This window comes from Streptomyces sp. NPDC048297 (assembly GCF_043201585.1).
Taxonomy (GTDB): Bacteria; Actinomycetota; Actinomycetes; order Streptomycetales; family Streptomycetaceae; genus Streptomyces.
On the sequence record NZ_JBICZA010000024.1, the window covers coordinates 1 to 19,024 of the forward strand.

Here is a 19,024-nt window from a genome sequence, read left to right on the forward strand (position 1 = left end):
AACGCGGGCCTACTCGGAGACCTTACGGATCATTCGGGAAGGTACGCCCTCCGCGTCCTCGCCCGGGGCTGATCCACAAGTCCTGAGCATTGCTCCATCTACGGGTTCGGGGCAGGTCGCGGGCTGGCGAGATTGGCCCTTGCGTCGTGTGCCCTGTTGTCCGTGCTCTCTATAGTGCGGCTCCTGACAACGTATCAAATAGGGAACCTCCGGCTGTCCGCTCCAGACGACACCAGTCGCCTGAAGGCCGCTTGCGATCCAGGTCCGGTCACAAGTCGTCATCCGGCACACGGGCAGTCGGCGCATGGGGTGGCCACGCCAGCATGGATTGCACGGTCGTGCACGAGAACACGGTGCAGCGAGGGGTGAAGCCCATGGCCAAGCTCACTGAGGAGCAGAAGCAGCAACGAGCCGCCAAGCGTGCTCTGCGCTCGGCCCTCGAAGCCGAAGCGGATGACCGGCGGCGCCGCGAGCGGGATGAGCAATGGGAGCGAGAAGGTACACGCCTCAGCTGGGCGGAGTACGTGGCTGGTGAGCCCTGCCGCGGTTGCGGACTGCCCATGACGGATGAGCTGGGGAGCTGGCCACCCCTCCTGAAGTTGTCCGAGGCGGAGAAGCTCGAATACGAGGAAGCCAACCAGAGGTTCCGGGAGCGGCACGCCGACTGCCGGGACGCGCGGTGGACCGTCAGCGGTTCTCGGGTAACGCACTGCTGTTTCTGCTGCCCGCCACCGCCGATGGGGCCGAAGCAGGTGGAGAAGCTCGCCAGGCTGTTCGCCTCCTGGCCCTCACGGGAGGAACGCAAGAAGGACCTCGATAGATGGGATCTCACTCTCCGTTGCGACCACGTGGTGCCTTACATTCAGCATCGCGAGAACACCCGCGTCTCTGCCCGCGTCGTCGACTGCCCAGAGTGCGGAGAGCGTCGCGGCGTAGTGAGCAGTGAGCAGGTAGGGCCGGCGTACCGCGATGACGGGACCATCCGTGAGCGGGTGGCAGCTGATCGAGAGCGGCTCGCTCGGGAACTGGCTGCGGCCGAGGCGAAACTGACCCGTCAGCAGAAGAGCGCGGCGGCAACCCAACGGCGCATCGCCGAGTTCCAGGAAGAGCTCGGCAGTGAGTCTTGATGAGACGAAGCGCAGGCGGCGATGCCAGATCCTTTCCCGGCATCGCTTCCCATGGGGTACCGGCCGGGAACCCTCGTGTATCGAGGCGTCAGGGCTCAGAGGCCAAAATCACGCCCCGGCCAGTGCTTCGGCGGGGCGACGGCCGGGTCCGTGATCTGGAGGCGCTTCTACCGGGTCGGGTCGATCGACGTCAGAGAGACGAGACGCTGGCCGTCAGCTGCTTCGAGTTCGGAAAGGGCGTGAGGAAGGGCCGCGCAGACAGTGGCGATCGCCGTGCCCAGGCCCACCAGGCCCACCATGCTTGTTGTTCTGGCGATACTCGACGCGATGCAGGCCCGACTGCGCGATGGCCGCCACTTCGAGTGGCCGGCTGAGCTGCTTGGTGTCGTTGGTGATGACGACCTCGAAGCCGTCGGCCTTGGCCTTGGCGTACAGCTCGATGTCCTTCGTGCCCGTCCAGCCCTTGAGCTCGTGGACGTGGACGACGTCATGAGCCTTCAGCAGGATCCGCACGATCTCGGCCATGGGCCGGGGCACGTTCTCGTCGAGCAACAGCTTCAAGCGACGACCTGCCGGGGCTCGCTGCTGCCGTAGCTGTCGACGTACTCGCTGAAGTCGGCCGCGTCACGGGCGGCCTCGGCCGTCACGCCTGGGTAGAACTCACCGATCTGGTCCGGCGGGATGCCGTCTCTTACGAGGGCAGCGACATCTGACGCCGGGATCCTGGTGCCTTGGATGACCGGTTCTCCGCCACGGACCGACTCGTCGACCGCGACGTGCTCACGGGGGGTGAGCGGAGCGGGAATGCTGCGGCCGTCCTTATAGAAGGGCGCGAGAACATCCACCATCTGGTGGATGACCACGTTGCCTCCCTTGATCAGGTCTACGGCGTGGTCGGGTTCAGCCAGATAGATCGTGTCCGGGCCCGCGACGAGTTTGTACGAGGAGAGGTGCTCCCACTCGCCGAGGTCTTCTCGAAGCGTGTTCAGCGCACGGCGGATCTTCTGCAACGAAGCCTCTTCGCGCAGCTGCACACAGATGCGGAGTGCGACAACGTCGCGGAACGAGTAGAGGATCGGCCTCTCGCTGGAGATCTCGGGCACGAGCACGGCGCCCTTGGGCCCGGAGGCCCGGCGCCAGTGGGACAGCTGGCGCAGAGTCGCGCCGGAAAGAGCCGCGGCGAGTTTGGGTTCGTACGACACCGCGTGCCTCCTTCCGTCTTCCGCCCCCATCGATATCGGCCTGAACGTACCCCATTGTCCTGGAGGCCACCCAGCGCAGAAACCGAAGGGCCCATTCAGGGTGAGCCGGGGACGCCGAACGCCCGCATGCCGCACAGGCCGCTGCCACGGGAATCGCCACAGGCCGGCACACGTCCGTGGCATTTTCGGCCACCCACCGGCGGCGCCCGCATGCTCCGCGTAACCTCACGGGCATGGGGGCATCAGCATCCGGTGCAGGTCAGGACGCCGACGAGGAGGCACGGCGGCGGCTGAACGCGTACACGTACCTCAGCGCGCCCGAGCGGCTGGAGCATGTCGCGATCATGCGGGTCTTCTGCGGAACGCTGCTGGCGGATCTCGCCGTCCCGGACATCATGGCGAAACTGCGCCAGGCCGGTGATTCCGCCGCAGTACTCGACGCCGACACCCTCACGGTCCGACTGGAACAGCTGGTCCAGTGGGGAAACCTGCTCCGCAGCAGCCACACGGTGAACGCGTCCAGCATCAGCGAGTACCAGCGCTCCCGCTCGCGCTACCAGCTGTCGAAACTGGGTGAACGCATCCAGCGGGACGCCGACGGGGTCCTGGCCGAGGCCGACGCCGCCCGCGAGGTGAGCAACGAACTGCTGGCACTGGTCGAGCGCGGGCTACGGGAGCTGGCCGACCTCGTGACCGCGCCGGGCGGCGTCGAGCCGCAGGACGGACTGGAGCGGATCAGCACGCTGTTCGTGCAGTTCACCGAGTTCGCGGACTCCATACGCGACTTCTACGCCTACCTCGGCCAGGTGCTGTCCCGCTACGACCTGGACAGCGCCGAGTACCAGGGCTTCAAGGAGCTGCTCCTGGACTACGTCGAGGCGATCACGGAGGATGTGGCGTTCCGCGCGCCCCGGATCTCGGCGGCGTTGGACACCCTGTGGCCGCACATCCCGGCTCTGCTGGACCGGCTGGACTCCCACGCCCAGGGGCTCACCGGGCTCTCGGCGCAGGCGCAGGGCGAAAGTCGCCCGGAGGTCCGGATCCAGCGCAGCCGGGGCCGCGAATTCGCGGACTGGGAGGGGCTGCGCGGCTGGTTCAGCAACACCGACGGCCAGGGCAGCCAGGTCGACCAGCTACGCGACGCCACCCTGCGCGCGCTGCAGTCACTGCTCGCCAACGCCAAGCGGATGCTGCGGTCGGCCACCGGTGAGATGTCCCGGCGCAAGGATCTGCTGCGGCTGGCCCGCTGGTTCGACGAAGCGGCGCCGCGGGACGCACACGACATCGCCGTCGCCGCATTCGGGCTGTACGGCGCCCGCCATCTGGGCATACCTCCGGCCACCGACGAGGTGGTGCCCGCCTACACAAGCTGGTGGACCGGTCCGGTGGTCGAGGTGCCGGTGGCCCTGCGCGAAAGAGGCAGCCGAGCCCAGCGGGGCCGGGCCTCAGCGGTGGAGGACCACTCTGCACAGAAGCAGCTGCTGATGGGGGCAGCCCGTCATCGGGCAGCGGCCAGAGCAGCGGCGGCAGACGAACTGCGCAGCGCGTCCGGCCGGTTCGCCGAGGTACGCCTCACGTCAGCGGCGCTCGGCCTGCTCCTGGAGCTACTGGCCACAGCGCTCGGAAACGCACAGCTCAGCAGGCCCGTCAGCACGGACGGGGAGAGGACGGCGGGGTTCGACCTCGACTCGGCCAGCAGTGAAGACGCCGAACTGCGTATCCGCCTCACCGTGGGCCGGACGGCGGGCACGCGAACGGTGCTGTACTCGGCCGACGGCGACCTGCTGCTGGACGACCTGGAGCTGGACATCGGTCGTACCTCCGCCGCGGTCGAGGGCGAAGCGGAGGCGAGCGTGTCATGACCCTCCCCTCGACTCACGACGTAGCCCTGGCAGCCGAGCGCCGCACCGCCGCCCGGCTGCTGCTCGCCCACCCGCTGGTCGCGTCGGACGGCCCCCACGCCGACCTCTTCCCACTGATCCGCAGGCATGCCGACTGGCTGGGCAAACGGTTCCAGCAGGTGCTCGGCTACCGCCTGCTGGTCGACAGCTCCTACGCCCGGCTGTTCAAGGCGGGGCTGGGGGCGGGTTCGGGGCATCGGCTGGAGCGCTCCACCGGCACCCCGTTCACCCCACACACGTACGCCTGCCTCGCGCTGGCCCTGTCTGTTCTGGTGACCGCGCCCGAGCAGATGCTGCTGTCACACCTGGTCGCCGATATCAGGGCTGCCGCAGCCGACGCCGGGATTGAGCTGGAGGAACCGGGCCGGGCGGCCGGGAAGCGGACCCTGGTCGCGGCTCTGCGCCAGCTCGTCGACTGGGGCGTGCTCATCGAGACCGAGGGCCATGTGGCCGCGCTTGCGCAGGAGGCGGGCGGAGAAGCCCTGATCACGATAGATCGGGAGCTGGCACGCGTGGTCGTCGCCGGCCCGCTCTCCCAGGCACGGGACGGCGCCGACCTGGTCCGGCGGGCAGCGGACCCGGGCTTCGGCGGACCACGCACCTACGTGCGCCGGATGCTCGTCGAGACACCCGTCGTCCACCTCGACGAGCTGACGGACGCCGAGCGTGACTGGCTGCGCACCCGGCAGCGCCGGGAGGCCCAGGCTTTCTCCGAGCTCCTGGGCCTGGAGATGGAGATCCGTGCCGAGGGCGTGGCGCTGGTGGACCCCGAGGAAGAGCTCACGGATTTGCACCTACCGGGCACCGGGACCGTCGCACAGGCCGCGCTGCTGCTGGCGGAACGGCTCGTGGAACGGCTTCGGCCGCAGGAACCGGGGCATCCGGCGACCGGCGGGACGCTCGTCATCGGGGTGGCCGTCCCGGACGGCCTGGTGGACGAGGTGCTCGCCGAGCTCATCACCGAGTACGGGCAGCGCAGCAGCTGGCAACGCGGCTACCTGGAGGACCTTCCCTCCCTGCGAGAGGCCGTACTGGACCTGCTGGTCCGCATGCGGCTGATGGCCCGCGCGGACCGGCTGCGCGCCGAGGGCGAAGGACTGCCGGAGGGGTACGTCGAAGAGGCGTCGGAAGGACGCACGGTGACCGATGTCCATGGTGCACGGCCCGGCGGCGACGGCTGGGTGCTGCTGGCCGCAGCGGCCCGCTACGCCACCCACGTCACGGTGCGCCCGGCCACCGCAGCCGGCAAAGGCACGGACGTTCAAGAGGAGTTGCCGCTATGACCACCGACGCGCGTGGCCTCGTACCGCTGCCGCGTTCCGACCCCGCGACATCCACCGGCGCGCGCTTCCGGCTGCACCGGGCGGGCATCCAGAACGTCTGGCAGTACGACGAGCAGGAGTTCTCCTTCGGCGACGGACGGCTGCTGCTGCGCGGCAAGAACGGCGCGGGCAAGTCCAAGGCCCTGGAGATGCTGCTCCCGTATCTTCTGGACGGCGACTCCCGGGCACTGGACGCGACCGGCACCGGCCGCACCACGCTCGCCTGGCTGATGCTGGACGGGTTCGAACAAACCAACCGTCTCGGGTACCTGTGGGTGGAGTTCCGGGGCACGGCCGACGACGGCGGTCACCGCCACCTGACACTCGGTGCCGCCATCCGCGCCTCGAAGTCGACACAGAAGGCGCTGCCGACGTTCTTCGTCACCCCGCTGCGAATCGGTGAGGACCTGCACCTGGTCGAGGCCGGTAAGCCGCTCCCGGTCGACCGGCTCAAAGAGATCATCGGCTCCGACAACACGACCGACCGCGCGGTCCAGCACCGTGCGCGTGTGGCCCGGGAACTGTTCGGCATCACCGACGCGACGCGCTACCGCAACCTCACCCAGCTCCTCCACCGGCTGCGGCGCCCGACGGTCGGCGATCGGATCGAACACGGGGGCCTGGTCTCCCTGCTGAGCGAGACCCTGCCGGGGCTCGACGAGGACGTCGTCGAGAAGGTGGCGCGCAACCTCCACGACCTTGACGCCGTACGGGACGAACTCGGCCGCCTGGAACGCACCGACGCGGCCTTGCGCACGTTCCTCACCAGTTACCGCAGCTACCTGGCCGGGGTCCTGCGCACCTCCGCCCAGAGAGTGAGCCACGAGCTGGGCGTCCTCGCACAGCGGCGCCGGGCAGCCGGAGACGCCGCACAGCGGACGAGCGACCTGAGGACCCAGGAGGAGGAGTCGGAGGGCCGACTGGAGACCTTCCGTGAGGAGGAACAGGCCGCCAGGACCGACCTGGCCGCCCTGCACGCCAGTCACGCCTACCGCAGCCTGCGCGAACTGTCGGAACGCCGCGGCACGGTGGAGGCGCTGCACACCGCCGCCGCGGCCGCGTTCACCACCCTGCGGAACGCACACGATGCGGAGGAGGGCTCGGCGGAGCGGCTGGCCGAAGGTGTCGAACACCTCGGAAGTCGGCTGGCCGAGCTGGGAACCGAACACCGGGAGCTGCTGACGCAGGCGGAGAAGGCGGGGCTTCCCACCGGCCATCTCGGCGAGGCGGTAGCCCTGCCGCGCACGGTTCTGGCCCAGGCCGCCGAGACCGAACTGACGACTCCGGACGGGGAGATGCGTACCGTACGGCACCGATCGGTGGCCCGTGTGGACACCGTCACGGCGCAGGAAGGGCTGCGGTCCTGGCAGAACCAGCTGGAGGACGCCGAGTCGGTCGTGAGAAACCGGGCCCGGATGGTTCAGGAGGTGACCCGCCTCATCTCACGGGCGGACGAGGCCCGGGCCGCAGCGGCTCAATCCGATGCCGAGCGGGAACGGTTGGAAGGCGAGGCAGAAGAGGCCGCCGGCCATCTCGACAGCAGCCGTCAGAAGGTCGCCGAGGAGAGCAGCGCCTACTCCCTTCAAGTCGCCGAGTGGGCTGCCCGCACGCGGAATGCGCTCGGTCCCGACTGCCCGTCGCTGAACGCCGTCCACGCCACCGTCGGCCACGAGACCGCTGCTGACGCGCCATTCGCGGACCGCACGCTGCCGCCCGATATCGACAGCCAGGCGTGGCGGACAGCTCAGGCCACGTTGGAGCCGTACGGCGAGGAACTCACCGGACGCCGGGACGCCCTGGCACTCGGCGTCAACCGACTCGGCGAGGAACTCGACCACCTGGCGGAGCAGAAGCGGGACTGGGAGCAACGTACCGACCCCGAGCCGCCGGCCCCGCACCATCGCGCCGCCGCGAGGACGCCGGGCAGTGGAGCCCCTTTCTATCGGCTCGTGGACTTCGTGGAAGACCTGGCTCCGGCCGACCGAGCCGGTCTGGAAGGGGCGCTGGAGGCGAGTGGAATCCTGGACGCGTGGGTGAGTGCGGACGGCGTCCTTCTCGATCCGCGCACCCGGGACACCCTTCTCCAGCCGGGTCCCACGCTGTCCGACGGGCCGACTCTCGCCTCGGCCCTGCGCCCAGCCCCTGAACCGGGTTGCGGCGTCACCTCCGAGCAGGTGGGGGGTCTCCTGGCCACCATCGCACTCACATCGGCACAGGAGACCTCCGCGCACAACGCGGTCTTCTACGACGGCAGTTGGCGTCTGGGCGTACTCAGCGGTCGTCATGACAAGCGCGGCACCGAGTACGTGGGGGCCGCCGTACGCGCCGAGACTCGGCGGCGCATTCTCGCCGAGTTGGAGGAGCGGATCGCGCATACGGAACAGCGGCTGGCCGATGTCCGCGAAGAGCTCGCCGTAGCCGATGCCATGCGTCGGGCTCTCACGCTCGCGGAACGGGACTTTCCCAGGGCGCGGAGTCTCGCGGACGCCTGGAGCAGGACCGAATCAGCCGAGCGGACGCTGCGCGACCTGACCGCCAAGGCGACCCGGGCGGCGCGGCTGGCCGAGGAGGCACGCGCTCTCGCGGTATCGGCGCGGACCGAGGCAGAGGCCACCGCCACCGCCCACGACCTGCCCGGCGACCCTGCTGCCCTGGACCGTGTGCGCACCGCACTGGCCGGCCTGCTCAGCGGTGTCGGGCATCTGCGCAGGGCCGTCGGCGGCACGGGCGAGCGGCTCGGTACGAACCAGGCCGATGCCGACCGGTACCGACGCGCCCGAGAGGACCGCCTGGCCGCAGACGAGAGCTACCGGCTCCACCTCGCTGGACTGCGCACCGCTGAGCAGGACCTACGTACCCGCGAGGAGGCCATCGGGTCGTCCGAGGAGGAGATCCTCTCCCGTGAGCAGGAGGCCAAGCAGCGCATCTCGAACGCCGTCCAAGCGCTCCCCACGGCGCAACGAGCTCGCGACGATTTCCACGACCTGCGCGTGCGCGCGGAAGAGGACGAGAAACGCCTGCGCGGGACCCTGGCGGACCAGGAGACGGCGGTCATCGACACCGGCAGCGCTCTGCGCGGGGCTCTCGGCCGACCGGAGGTGGTGCTCGGCGCCGGCCTTGACCGGTCCTCGCTGCCCGAGTACATGTCGGACGATCCCGGCACGGACGTGCGCAGCCGTCTGCGAGCGCTTCGGGCCCTCGCCGACGCCGTGGAACAGGCCCTCGGCCGCCCGAAGGGCGAGGTGTCGGACAGCACCCTGCTCAACCGCCACACCGATCTGCGCGACCAACTGGCTGGCGGATTCGACGCGCAGCTGGAGGAGCGCGACGGAATCAAGGTGTGCCGCTTGGTCGACGACCACGGGTCTCATGACGTCGCATCCGTGGGCGAGCGGATCGCGGTTCAGGCCGCGGAGGCCCGGGGACGGCTCACCGAACGCGAGCGCGAGGTGTTCCAGCGGTTCCTGACCGGTGAGCTCGGCGACCACCTCTCGGCGCAGGTCATCACCGCGGCGAACCTGGTCGCGGCTCTCAACGACACCCTGAAGACCGTGCGCACCTCCCACGGCCTCGGCGTCGAGCTGTTGTGGAAGCTGGACGAGGACGTGGATGCGGATGTGCGCGCGGCCGTCGAGCTGCTGCGCAGTCCGTCGAGCCTCAGGACTCGCGATCAGACCGAGCAGCTGCGCGAGGTGCTGCAACGCCGGATCGAGGACGCCCGTCGTGCCGACCCGTCAGCCGGTTACGCCGCCCATCTGCGGACCGCGCTGGACTACCGCGACTGGTTCCGTTTCCACACCTTCGTGGTCGAGGACGCGGCTCCGGGCCGCCGTCGGAAACTTACCGGCCGGACCGGTCTCAGCCAGGGCGAACAGCGGGTCCTCTCCTACCTCGTGCTCTTCGCCGCGGCGGCCGCCCACTTCACCAGCCTCGCCGAGTCGGCACCGCACGCGCCGCGGCTGATCCTCCTGGACGACGCCTTCGCCAAGGTCGACGAACCCACCCACGGCCGGCTGGGCCGTATCCTCGTCGACCTCGATCTCGACTTCGTCCTCACCAGCGAACGGCTCATGGGCAACTGGCCCGAGGTTCCGTCCCTGCACATCTACGAGTGCCTGCGTGACCCCCACGTACGCGGGGTGGCCACCCTGCACTACACCTGGAACGGCCGGCACCGGCGTCTGGTGTCCGTATGAGCGCGCTGCCCGCCGCAACGCGCGACTGGCTGACGGGACCTGGACTCACCCGGCTCTGGCAGGGGGCACGGAAACGCCTGGAGAGCAACGGCGTACAGGCCACCGGTTCCCTCCGGCTGACCGCGATGAACGCCCAGGAACGCAATGACCTTTCTCTGCTACTGGGCAAACCCCTCACAGGTGCCGCCGTGACCATACGGCTCGACGTGCTCGACGCACGGCTACGCGCTTCGGCCGCCGGACTCGGCCTCAGACAGACCCTGGAGGAACTCGGCCCGCCACTCACCGACCGCCGTGCCGCCCGCGCGGACGTGGCGGCACGGCGGGAACAGGTGTGGTCATCCCTCGCTTCGTCACTGGACGCCTCCCCACTCGCCGACCAGGAATGGCCCCGGCAGTGGTGCGACCTGCTGCGCCGTGCCGGCGTTCCGAGAGGAGTGACGCCCGAAACGGCGATCTGGACACTCCAGCAGGCGGTCCAAGTCCTCACCGCTCTCCTCGGACCCGAAGGACCTGAAAGACCTGAACGCAACGGCACACGCGGCCGAGGAGAACTCGCCGCCATGACGACCGGCTCCGCGCACGGCCTGGACGACGGCACCTGGCTCGCACGCCTCGTCCAACGCGGGGTCGCCCTCGCCCACGGCACCGAGTTCCCCGACGACGCCGCCGGTAGACGCGCTCTGTGGCGGCTGGTGTCCGTCACGCCGGACGAGGTCTCCAGCACGGTGCTCACCTACGGGCTGCGGCCCGACGGCGAGGGCTGGCGGGAGCGTGCCCTGCGGGAGCGGGCCGACCATCACGCCGAGGTTCACGTCACACCACGCGACCTGCATGACCTCCGGCTCCAACTCCCCGCCGCAACGCTCATCCACATCTGTGAGAATCCGCGCGTGGTGGAAGCCGCGGCGGACTCGGCCTGCGTCCAGCCCCTCGTGTGCACCTCCGGCAGCGGCGCCACCGTGGTCTTCACGCTTCTTGACGCCCTCGCCGCCACGGGCTGCCGCTTTGCCTACCACGGCGACTTCGACTGGCCGGGGATCGCTCTGGCCAACCGGGTCATCCGCCGCTACGAAGCCCGGCCGTGGCGCATGGGCACCACGGACTACGAGCACCTGGCCGCTCGCAGCCAGGCTGAGGGCATCCCTCAACTGGCGCTCGACGGCCAGCCGGTCGACGCGGACTGGGACGCGGATCTCGCCCCTGCCATGACCGCCCTCGGCGTCGCGCTCCATGAGGAGGCGACCCTCGACCTCCTGGTGGACGACCTGTCACGCCGGGCGTAGGGACATCGACGCCTCCGTGCCGGCGTCTGGGAGCCATCTGGGAGCCGACCCGCTCCCCGAGCCCCTTCCACACCACCCGAAACCGTTTCTCTCCAACACCCTGACCAGGCAAAACACCAAACTACCCGGTGTGCATCTTGAGCGAACCTCATTCGGGACGAAGAGGTCGTGGGTTCAAATCCCGCCACCCCGACAGCCGTAATAGCAGGTAGACCACCTAGGAACGCTCCTAGGTGGTCTTCTTGTCTCTGCCTGCGTGCCTATCTGCGTGCCTACCGCTTCCCGCGTGCCTACGGCCGCCGTTCCTGCGTGCCGAAGATGCCGTCCATGACCACGGCGCCGGTCTGGATCACAGGCCGGATCTGCTCCCGGTGGACCTCCTCGGTCACGGGCGTCCCGGAGTGCCCGACGAGCCGAGAGATCTCCTCCAGCGGCACGCCCCTCGGTGCGGGCGCCGGTCAGCAGGGCGACGACGTACGCGTACATCGAGGTCCCCTCGGCGCCCTTGAGGACGGCCTCTGCCTGGGTGAAGGTGAGCGCCATGGACGGGCACCCGGCCAGTCCCTGGGGCACCGAGCACAGCTCGACGACATTGCGCTACACCTTGTCCCGCGCCATGGCCCGCTTGACCGCGCGGTTGAGGCAGGAGTGGATTCCCTGGAGCGTGCGCGTGCTGAGCGTCAGTGAGGGAGTCTCCCAAGACCCGGAACTCGTGCATCACCTGCAACAGCGGCTCACGCACCTCGCCACCGAAGACCGCAGCCCGCTCGAGGCGAGCGAACGTCTCGCCGTAGGAGGCCGGCTCAACAGGGTCGACCGACACACGCTCGCTGTCGAACGTCTCCACCACGACCGCCCGTTGATCGCAGAGAGTGAACCCGTGACGCGGCAACACGGGCACCGGCCGGCGCCAGGGGATGACCCCGATCCGTACCGTGTTCAGGCTCTCGACAGCCAGCAGCCGATCGATCTGGGCAAGCATCAGCGCAGGGGTCCCGGGCCAGGTCCGCAACACGGCCTCCGTCAGCACGAACACCAACTCTCGGCCCGGCTCGTACAACACACCTTGCCGATCCACACGGGCAGCGACAGCCCGACCAACAACCTCAGGCGTCAAGTCGGGCGCACTGGCGAAGCCGTGCCGGGCATACTCCGCCCTCTGAAGCATGGCCGGCACAGCGACGCACTGGAACGAGCGCACGAGCCGCGCGAACCGGATCTCTTCATCGACGGTCGCACCAGCCCCAACGGTGCCGTCTACAGGCGGCTCGGAATCCTCGGCAGCAGCCACGGCAGCCAACAGTTCACGAATCTCACGAGAGGTCGGCTCACCGAGGCCGAGAGCCCGCGAGAGCCGGTCGAGCACATCCAGACTCGGAACCATGGGCCCGGTCTCAACCTTGGACACGGTCGGCTGCCCCACACCAGCACGCTGCGCCAGCACAGCACCCGTCAAGCCGGACTCCGCCCGAAGCACACGAAGACGCGCTCCCAACGCCTTCATCAACTCCCGCCGTCCACTCCCCACGTCAGGGTTCTACACCCCAGGCCAGCCCCGCCATGATTCAAACTTTCTCTACTGGTTCAAGGCGGCTCGCTCCGCTCACCGCGCGCAGGCCCGGCCTCCGGCCGGGGCGGTCGGCTCCGCAGGCCAAAGATGGGAATGGCGGTGGGACTCAAACCTAACCCAGGATGAAGGGAGGTCCGGCTTCTACAGTCACGACCGGCACCTTGCCTGACTGACTGCACAGGAAAGGCGTCCCGGTGGTGTTGGCGTTCGCATTCCAGAGATAGATCCACACCTCGAAAGTGTCTCCCTGGCGCATGTCGAACAGGACCGGAAAGAGACGCTGTCCCGGGAAAGGTCCCCCTGACATCCCAGTGATGTCAGGCATCGCGATATTCACGGACTCCCCGGTGGTAGGGGTCATGCCCACCCGGTTCCAGAGCGTGGCCTTGGGATCCACGATCGTGGTCCCGCCGCTTCCATAGACGATGGCCCCGGCCCCGCCCGTCGTCGTCACATTCGGATGGGTCTGCAGGTCCAAGACACCGAACGAATGCTCGTAGCTCCCCTGGGGTGTCACCGCCACTGACGCGTCCGCAGTAGCCGTGAGGAAAAAGCTGAAGCCCGCTCCGGAGAACTCATCACCCCCGAGCAGAGCCATGTGTCCGTCGACCTTTGAAAGGGGAAGCCCGAGTCCGGTCTCCCAGCTGTTGTCATACGGTGCTGCGACTACCTGCGTTCCGGGGTGGATGTCCAACCTGAGCGGAGTGAGTTCGGGCCGAAGTCGGTTGGTGAGGCCGTCAAGCAAGTCCCTCTTCAGCTCCTCCATCGTCCCGCCATCAGCAAGCGCTGCGGAAGCGTCAGATTCAAGCTCGGTGGGATACCGACGGTGACTGCGCAGTTCGACCAGCCGAGCATTCCCAAAGGTCGTCATGGACTGCTGAAGCTTCTTCAGCGAGGTGCCCCGAATGGCATCGTCCGAGGTGGTCCGGCTGATCGGCCGGGTAGTTTTCCGAGTGGAGGGAGCCAGCGTCATGGTGTCACCTCGTTTTGCTGTCGTCAGTGCTGAGAGCGCGTCACATCGCCGTTCGCGCGCAAACGATTTCCGGCCACCGCGCCACGATTCCTCGTCCAGCCGCACCAAAGGCGCTGAAGCGCCGGGAGATCTGGTGGCCGCCGGACAGGTGTCGCCCCAAATCGGCAAGCAAACAAACGATCCGCATCGTGCCAAATCGGGGTGCTGCAGCAGCGGCACGCTGTGCCGGCGTCCCTATGAGCACCCATACGCGCGCTAAAGTCCCTGGTTCCAGGGTGCATCCAACTACCTGAACTTGCCACTCCCCATTGCGCGTGACACCAACGGCTGAAGTCGACCGGCGGTGAACGCGACGGGAGAGAGCGGCACCCAGCTGATCGATCGATCCGAGCAGGGCCAAGGTCCCTCCACTCTCGGAAAGTCCGCGATCGACCTGATTAAGTTCAGCCACGATCAGGCGTCGTTGAGCGGTTCGCTCATCGACCACGGGTGTCCCCCAGGCGCGCAAGGTCCCGCGCCCGCGCCGACCAGGGTACGCAGCCCTGCGGGTGGGCCTGTCTCCAAGTGGCAGCACGGCCCGGCCGGTGTTTGCATGGAGTTGTGCCGTAAGACGGACGCGCATGGCGCATCGTCCCGCAGGTCCGGACGAGGAGGGGCGCCCAGGGCCGCGTCACGCGGGTCCCAGACAGCAAAGGGAGCCGTTCTATGGCCGCCAGTTCATCGAAGATCGATCCCGAGTGCACTTCCGACGTCGTACTCGTGGGCGACGTGCAACTGCACCCCCACACCGAGAAACCAGACTGGCCTCAGCCGCATGCCACTGCGCTTCTCAGCATCGACGTGCTGACATCTACGAAGTACCAGACAATCACCTTCCAGGACGTCTTGCTCACGCTGGAGATCGTGGCCACGGACGCTACGTCATCGTCGGATCAGCCGCAGTTCGTGGGCTACAGCCAGATCCCCAACGGCTACATTTGGGGCGCGCCCAGCGCGACTGACCCAACCAGCTGGGACGAGTCCCACTTCGGTGCGGCCACCGCCAAGCTCCGGATCAGGAGGCTAAAGGGCGTGCTCCTCTCCGAACACTCAGGTGACGGCCTCTCTTACTGGATCGGTGTGACCGGACTGTCCGAGGGGGCACCACTTGCGTTCACCGCTTCAGCCTCCGCCAGCAAAGTCACAGCCACCGCAGCCAGTTGCCCTATCCAGGTCAAGGATCTGCACGTGGACGACAGACTCCCCGGCCCCTTGTCGTAGGGCATTGGGCTACAGGGCGGGGGTGTTCACGCAGGTCAGCGCCCGCAGCTCCCCCGGATGACCACAGCTTCCCAAGCTGGGGCTCAGGCAGGGCATTGAAGGTGTCGGTCGTCAGTTGAGTGCGCCGAGCGGTGAGAGCCTGTCGTTTGGATCAGGCCGTGGAACGGCGGCGAGCGCGGAGCCAGTGGACGCCCTTTGCGGCGTAGACGACGGCCATGAGCGCGAAGCCGGCGAAGGTGAGCCAGATCCAGGATTCGGCCGCTGCAAGACTCAGCAACAGGCCGCCGAAGAGCAGTAGGGAGCCAATGCCGTCCATCAGGTCTAGGCGTGCCTTGAAACGCACCGACGAGTCGGATCCACGCAGTCGACGAATGGCGGGAACGAGGCCGAGGGCCTGCAAGACGGTCAGACTCAGAGCGATCCAGACGGACCAGTCGGGTATGTCCACGGCGCGCACTGTACCGCGCCCCCGGCACCCCCCGAGTGCCCAACTGCGTGACAACGCCGACGAACAACGGCGGATGAGGACGAACGTCTGCGGACCCTCAGTGCAGGTGAGAGCCGCACCAGCCTAAAGCCAGGCACGCACCCACGTTGCTTGGGGACGAAGAGGTCGTGGGTTCAAATCCCGCCACCCCGACGCTGGTCAGAGGCCGCATATGGATTTCCGTATGTGGCCTCTGCCGTGCTTGGGGGGCAAACAGGGGGCCGAACGGTCCCCTCGGCGAGGAAGCGACGGCTCTTCTTCCCGCTGTCGGCCTTCTGTCGGGCACGACCCAATTGGATCAGTCCGTAACCAGCCTGACAGTCCGAGCGGTTGTCCGTGATGAAGTACATCCGACGGGGCTCTTCTTGGCTGCCGTCACGGCTTGCGATCAGTTCGCGGGCGGCGCCACGGGTGTGGGCGAAGTCGTTGTCACCCAGTCGTCCACGATCGCTCCATGCCGTGCGCGGTCCAGGGACGAGCGCTGACGAGTCGCCCACACGGCCCTGTCGGAGTTCGGCCGGCGAGACTTTTCTGCCCAGTTCCTGGGAGAGCACGTAGGCGGCCGCCATCGGCAACGGCGAGCGCGGCAGGGAACCGGCGTCCCGCCAGTGGTACGGCGCTGACTCGGCCGTCGTGCCCGCTCCGAACACCCTGTTGAGCTTGCGAGCAAGCGCCTTCGGGTCCAACCGAGTTCGTCGAGGCACCCCGCCAGTACGGCGTTGGGTTCACCTGTCGGCGGCGGCACGTCCGGCCGCCTTTCGCTCCAGTGGTTCGGCTGTCACTTCGCGGGCTCCGTGGTGATGCCGCTGGGTAGGCGATTCACCACCGTCTTATGGAAGTTGACCGAGTTGACCCACTGATCGGGTGCCGTGTGACCGGCCCCTTCCCGTGTTCTTGGATCCCGGCTGAGGCACCCGTCTTCCACAAGCCGACGGAGAAAGAGGGGGCCTTGAGACAGCGCACAAGACCCTCCCCGGGCCGACCGGCCGGCGTGCTGGACCGTGACGCTGGTCAACCAGCCTCTGCCCCCGGGACGCGATCTCGTCGCTGAGACGGCACGACCACGCTGATCACGGATCTGCCGTACGGACCCGAAGCGGCCGCGGTCGCCCGGGGCGCCGTGACGCCGGCGCTGCGGGGCACTGAGACGGACGTGCTCGCTGATGCCCGCTTGATCGGGTCCGAGCGCGCGACGAACGCCTTCGTCTCGGGCAGTCCGCCGTTGGTTCTGTGCATCGACCGCAGGAGCCTGGCTTGCGGCGGCCTGGAGATCGAGATCACCGTCACCGACGGCGACTGCTCCCGCCCCGCGCCCGCTTCTCCTACCGCTCCCGACGGCCAGGCAGGCGGTCTGCTGGGACCTGGGGTCAGGGACAGGAGTCCGGGGCCTGGATCAGCGCAGTGGACCTTCCGGTCGACGGCGACGCCGGTGCCGGTGCCGGTGCCCGTCCCGGCTGTGACGCCCCACGCCCCCGGAACCCGGACCGCCAGGACTTCAGGACTGTCCTTTCGTGCAGATCTTCCCTCGCGCCGAGGACCGGCGTCTACCCGCGGTGATTGACTGAATCCCCAAGGTGACATGCCAAGGAGGCCGGTCCATGGACACCGAGGGAAGAACCCGCCCCAAAATCGGGGCGACGGTACTCGTAGCCGCGCCCAACGGTTTCTGTGCCGGCGTCTTCCGAGCCGTCGCCACTGTCGAGCAGGCCCTCTCGCTGTACGGCGCACCGGTGTACCTACGCGGCCGGATCGTCCACAACCAACACGTCCAACACACCGTCGAGGAGCTGGGCCGGCAAGGGGCGGTGTTCGTGAAGGGGGTGGGCGAAGTCCCCAAAGGGGCCGTCGTCGTCTTATCCGCCCACGGCGTGGCGTTACAGGTACGCGCCGCCGCGAAGGACAGGGGCCTGCGCACGATCGACGCCACGTGCCCCCTCGTCTCCAAGGTCCGCAAAGAAGCGCGGAGGTTCGCGGCCGCTGGTTGCGACGTCCTGCTGATCGGCCAACCCGGCCACGACGAAGTGGTCGGGATCCTGGGGGTCGCGCCCGAGCGGACGAGGATCGTCGCGGGCCGGGACAGCGTCGACAACATCGAGGTGACGGATCCGGACGGGGTCGTCCGGCTCGCCCGGACCACGCTGACCGACAGACCGACAGACCGACAAGGTGGCGGCGCTGCGCCGACGCTTCCCGCAACTCCGCGATCCCCCGAGCGAGGACATCCGCTACGCGGCACAGAACCGGCAGGCGGGCATGAGACGCCTCGCCGTCCGGAGCGAGCTCGTCCTGGTCGTCGGATCACCGGACTCGCACAACACCAACCGCCTCGTCCAGGTGTCCCTCACCGCGGGCACTCCCGCCCATCTGGTGCGGGACGCCCACGACATACGGGACGAATGGCTGGAGCGCGTGCGCGTCGTGGGCGTGACAGCAGGTGCCCCAGCCCCCCCGGCACTCGATCGACGACGCCCTGACGGCACTGGCCGCACGCGGCTATGGTGAGCCGCTTCCCGCCGAAGTCGCCCGGGAGAACCGGATCTTCGGCCTGCCACGGGGACTCGGACAGCAGACGCCGGATCGACGTCCGACCTGATGACACCCCCGAGCGGCCGACGCGACCTCGCCGACGTACAAGGGTTCCCCCGCCTCGCGGACGAAACGGGACCCGCCACGAGCACCCCTTCCCCCAGATGACGCCTGCCCGCGAAAACACCAGGCCGGCATGCGCGAGCGACCATGCGGAGTTCACGATGTGCGCGACAACAGTCCACCTCTTCCCGGGACAAGGGGACTTCTCCGTCCGAGCGTTCACGGTGGGACTGGCCCAGGACACCCACCTTCGCCGGGCCGCCCAGGACGTGTTCGCCGAGATCGACGAGGCGACGGAAACCCGCGGCTTGCCCGCCCTTGGACCGCGCCTGCTCGGCGACGCCCCACCGAGCGGCCTGGAACTGGCCCGACTCGGCGACGGTGCGCAGCAAATCGCGCTCTACGGAGCCTCGGTGAGCGTGCACCGGACCCTCGCGGCCCGGTACGGCGAACCGGCCGCCCTGCTGGGCGTCAGCTTCGGAGAGATCGCCGCGCTCACGGCGGCAGAGGCGTGGTCCGTGGGGACCGGTGCGCTCGTCGCCCACGATCTGACCCGCGTCCTGGGAGACTGTCCGGGCGGCCTCACCCTGCTGACGTGCGACGAAGCCACGGCGGCCGAGCTGATAGCCCAATCCGCCACCGCCTCCGTCGTCATCGCGTGTGTGAACGACGACCAGGAGACGGTCGTGTGCGGTCCGCTCACGGAGCTCACCGCCGTGGAAACGGGCGCCCAGCGGCTGGGCCTGGCGGCACACCGCCTGAAACTGCCCTTCGGCTCCCACCATCCGGCGTTCGACGCGCAGGCGGCACGCTTCGCCGACTTCGTACGCTCCCACACCTGGCAGCGACCCCGGCACCCCGTCTTCTCGGCGGTGGCCGGACGGTCGTACGCCCCCGGCGAAGACCTGGCGGCACGGCTCGGGGACTGCCTCGACCATCCGGCGAGACTCCCCGGTCTGCTGCACCTGATGGACAAGACCGGCTACACCGTCTTCCGCGAGGCCGGCCCAGGCAGCGCGCTCGCACGCAGTGTCCGCCGGGTCCTTCCCACGGACCGGACAAGCGTGACCGCGCCCCTTGCCCGCACCACCGCGCCCTGACCAGGACACAC

At 68.6% G+C, this 19,024-nt stretch carries 13 protein-coding genes and 3 pseudogenes; 9 read left to right on the forward strand and 7 right to left on the reverse strand.

Annotated features, from left to right (window positions below; translation table 11 throughout):
* Positions 1-338 precede the first annotated feature (338 nt).
* A complete protein-coding gene (locus ACGFYV_RS24600; protein WP_393880603.1) occupies positions 339-1,127 on the forward strand; it encodes a hypothetical protein in 789 nt (262 codons plus the stop codon).
* A gap of 213 nt (positions 1,128-1,340) precedes the next feature.
* Here ACGFYV_RS24600 and ACGFYV_RS24605 read toward each other — a convergent pair whose 3' ends face one another.
* On the reverse strand, positions 1,341-1,688 hold the full coding sequence (locus ACGFYV_RS24605; RefSeq protein ID WP_393880604.1) for a DUF5615 family PIN-like protein: 348 nt from the start codon (positions 1,686-1,688) through the stop codon (positions 1,341-1,343).
* A complete protein-coding gene (locus tag ACGFYV_RS24610; RefSeq protein ID WP_393880605.1) occupies positions 1,685-2,329 on the reverse strand; it encodes a DUF433 domain-containing protein in 645 nt (214 codons plus the stop codon). The genes ACGFYV_RS24605 and ACGFYV_RS24610 overlap by 4 nt, the downstream gene beginning before the upstream one ends.
* Before the next feature lie 233 nt (positions 2,330-2,562).
* On the opposite strand from ACGFYV_RS24610, the gene ACGFYV_RS24615 reads away from it, so the two are divergent.
* From ACGFYV_RS24615 to ACGFYV_RS24630, 4 genes are read left to right on the forward strand one after another with little or no spacing between them, the layout of a single operon-like run.
* Positions 2,563-4,191, forward strand: a complete 1,629-nt coding sequence (locus ACGFYV_RS24615; protein WP_393880606.1) for a TIGR02677 family protein — start codon at positions 2,563-2,565, stop codon at positions 4,189-4,191.
* Positions 4,188-5,513, forward strand: a complete 1,326-nt coding sequence (locus ACGFYV_RS24620) for a TIGR02678 family protein (RefSeq protein WP_393880607.1) — start codon at positions 4,188-4,190, stop codon at positions 5,511-5,513. Before ACGFYV_RS24615 ends, ACGFYV_RS24620 begins: the two co-directional genes overlap by 4 nt.
* Positions 5,510-9,748: a TIGR02680 family protein gene (locus tag ACGFYV_RS24625; RefSeq protein ID WP_393880608.1), complete on the forward strand. Its 4,239-nt coding sequence runs from the start codon at positions 5,510-5,512 to the stop codon at positions 9,746-9,748. Before ACGFYV_RS24620 ends, ACGFYV_RS24625 begins: the two co-directional genes overlap by 4 nt.
* Positions 9,745-11,034: a TIGR02679 family protein gene (locus ACGFYV_RS24630; protein WP_393880609.1), complete on the forward strand. Its 1,290-nt coding sequence runs from the start codon at positions 9,745-9,747 to the stop codon at positions 11,032-11,034. Before ACGFYV_RS24625 ends, ACGFYV_RS24630 begins: the two co-directional genes overlap by 4 nt.
* Before the next feature lie 290 nt (positions 11,035-11,324).
* On the opposite strand, the pseudogene ACGFYV_RS24635 reads toward ACGFYV_RS24630, so the two are convergent.
* The 3 genes and pseudogenes from ACGFYV_RS24635 to ACGFYV_RS24645 all read right to left on the reverse strand — a co-directional run.
* Positions 11,325-11,715 (reverse strand): annotated as a pseudogene (locus ACGFYV_RS24635) (hypothetical protein); the annotation flags it as partial.
* A 1-nt stretch (position 11,716) separates the two neighbouring features.
* Positions 11,717-12,538, reverse strand: a pseudogene (locus ACGFYV_RS24640) (helix-turn-helix domain-containing protein); the annotation flags it as partial.
* 178 nt (positions 12,539-12,716) lie between these two features.
* Entirely contained in the window at positions 12,717-13,796 is a 1,080-nt protein-coding gene (locus tag ACGFYV_RS24645) for a hypothetical protein (protein ID WP_393880610.1), read from the reverse strand.
* Positions 13,797-14,282: 486 nt separating this feature from the next.
* Here ACGFYV_RS24645 and ACGFYV_RS24650 point away from each other — a divergent pair, with 486 nt between their 5' ends.
* Positions 14,283-14,837, forward strand: a complete 555-nt coding sequence (locus tag ACGFYV_RS24650) for a hypothetical protein (protein ID WP_393880611.1) — start codon at positions 14,283-14,285, stop codon at positions 14,835-14,837.
* A 151-nt stretch (positions 14,838-14,988) separates the two neighbouring features.
* On the opposite strand, the gene ACGFYV_RS24655 is transcribed toward ACGFYV_RS24650, so the two are convergent.
* Both ACGFYV_RS24655 and ACGFYV_RS24660 read right to left on the reverse strand, forming a co-directional pair.
* Positions 14,989-15,285, reverse strand: a complete 297-nt coding sequence (locus ACGFYV_RS24655) for a hypothetical protein (RefSeq protein WP_393880612.1) — start codon at positions 15,283-15,285, stop codon at positions 14,989-14,991.
* Between the two features lie 173 nt (positions 15,286-15,458).
* Positions 15,459-16,028, reverse strand: coding sequence for a carph-isopro domain-containing protein (locus ACGFYV_RS24660; RefSeq protein ID WP_393880613.1), 570 nt, complete (start codon positions 16,026-16,028; stop codon positions 15,459-15,461).
* 894 nt (positions 16,029-16,922) lie between these two features.
* Between ACGFYV_RS24660 and ACGFYV_RS24665 the strand changes: the two are divergent.
* The 3 genes and pseudogenes from ACGFYV_RS24665 to ACGFYV_RS24675 all read left to right on the forward strand — a co-directional run.
* Positions 16,923-17,414: pseudogene (locus ACGFYV_RS24665) on the forward strand (4-hydroxy-3-methylbut-2-enyl diphosphate reductase); the annotation flags it as partial.
* Positions 17,415-17,490: 76 nt separating this feature from the next.
* On the forward strand, positions 17,491-17,826 hold the full coding sequence (locus tag ACGFYV_RS24670) for a hypothetical protein (protein ID WP_393880614.1): 336 nt from the start codon (positions 17,491-17,493) through the stop codon (positions 17,824-17,826).
* Positions 17,827-18,074: 248 nt separating this feature from the next.
* A complete protein-coding gene (locus ACGFYV_RS24675) occupies positions 18,075-19,013 on the forward strand; it encodes an ACP S-malonyltransferase (protein WP_393880615.1) in 939 nt (312 codons plus the stop codon).
* Positions 19,014-19,024 lie beyond the last annotated feature (11 nt).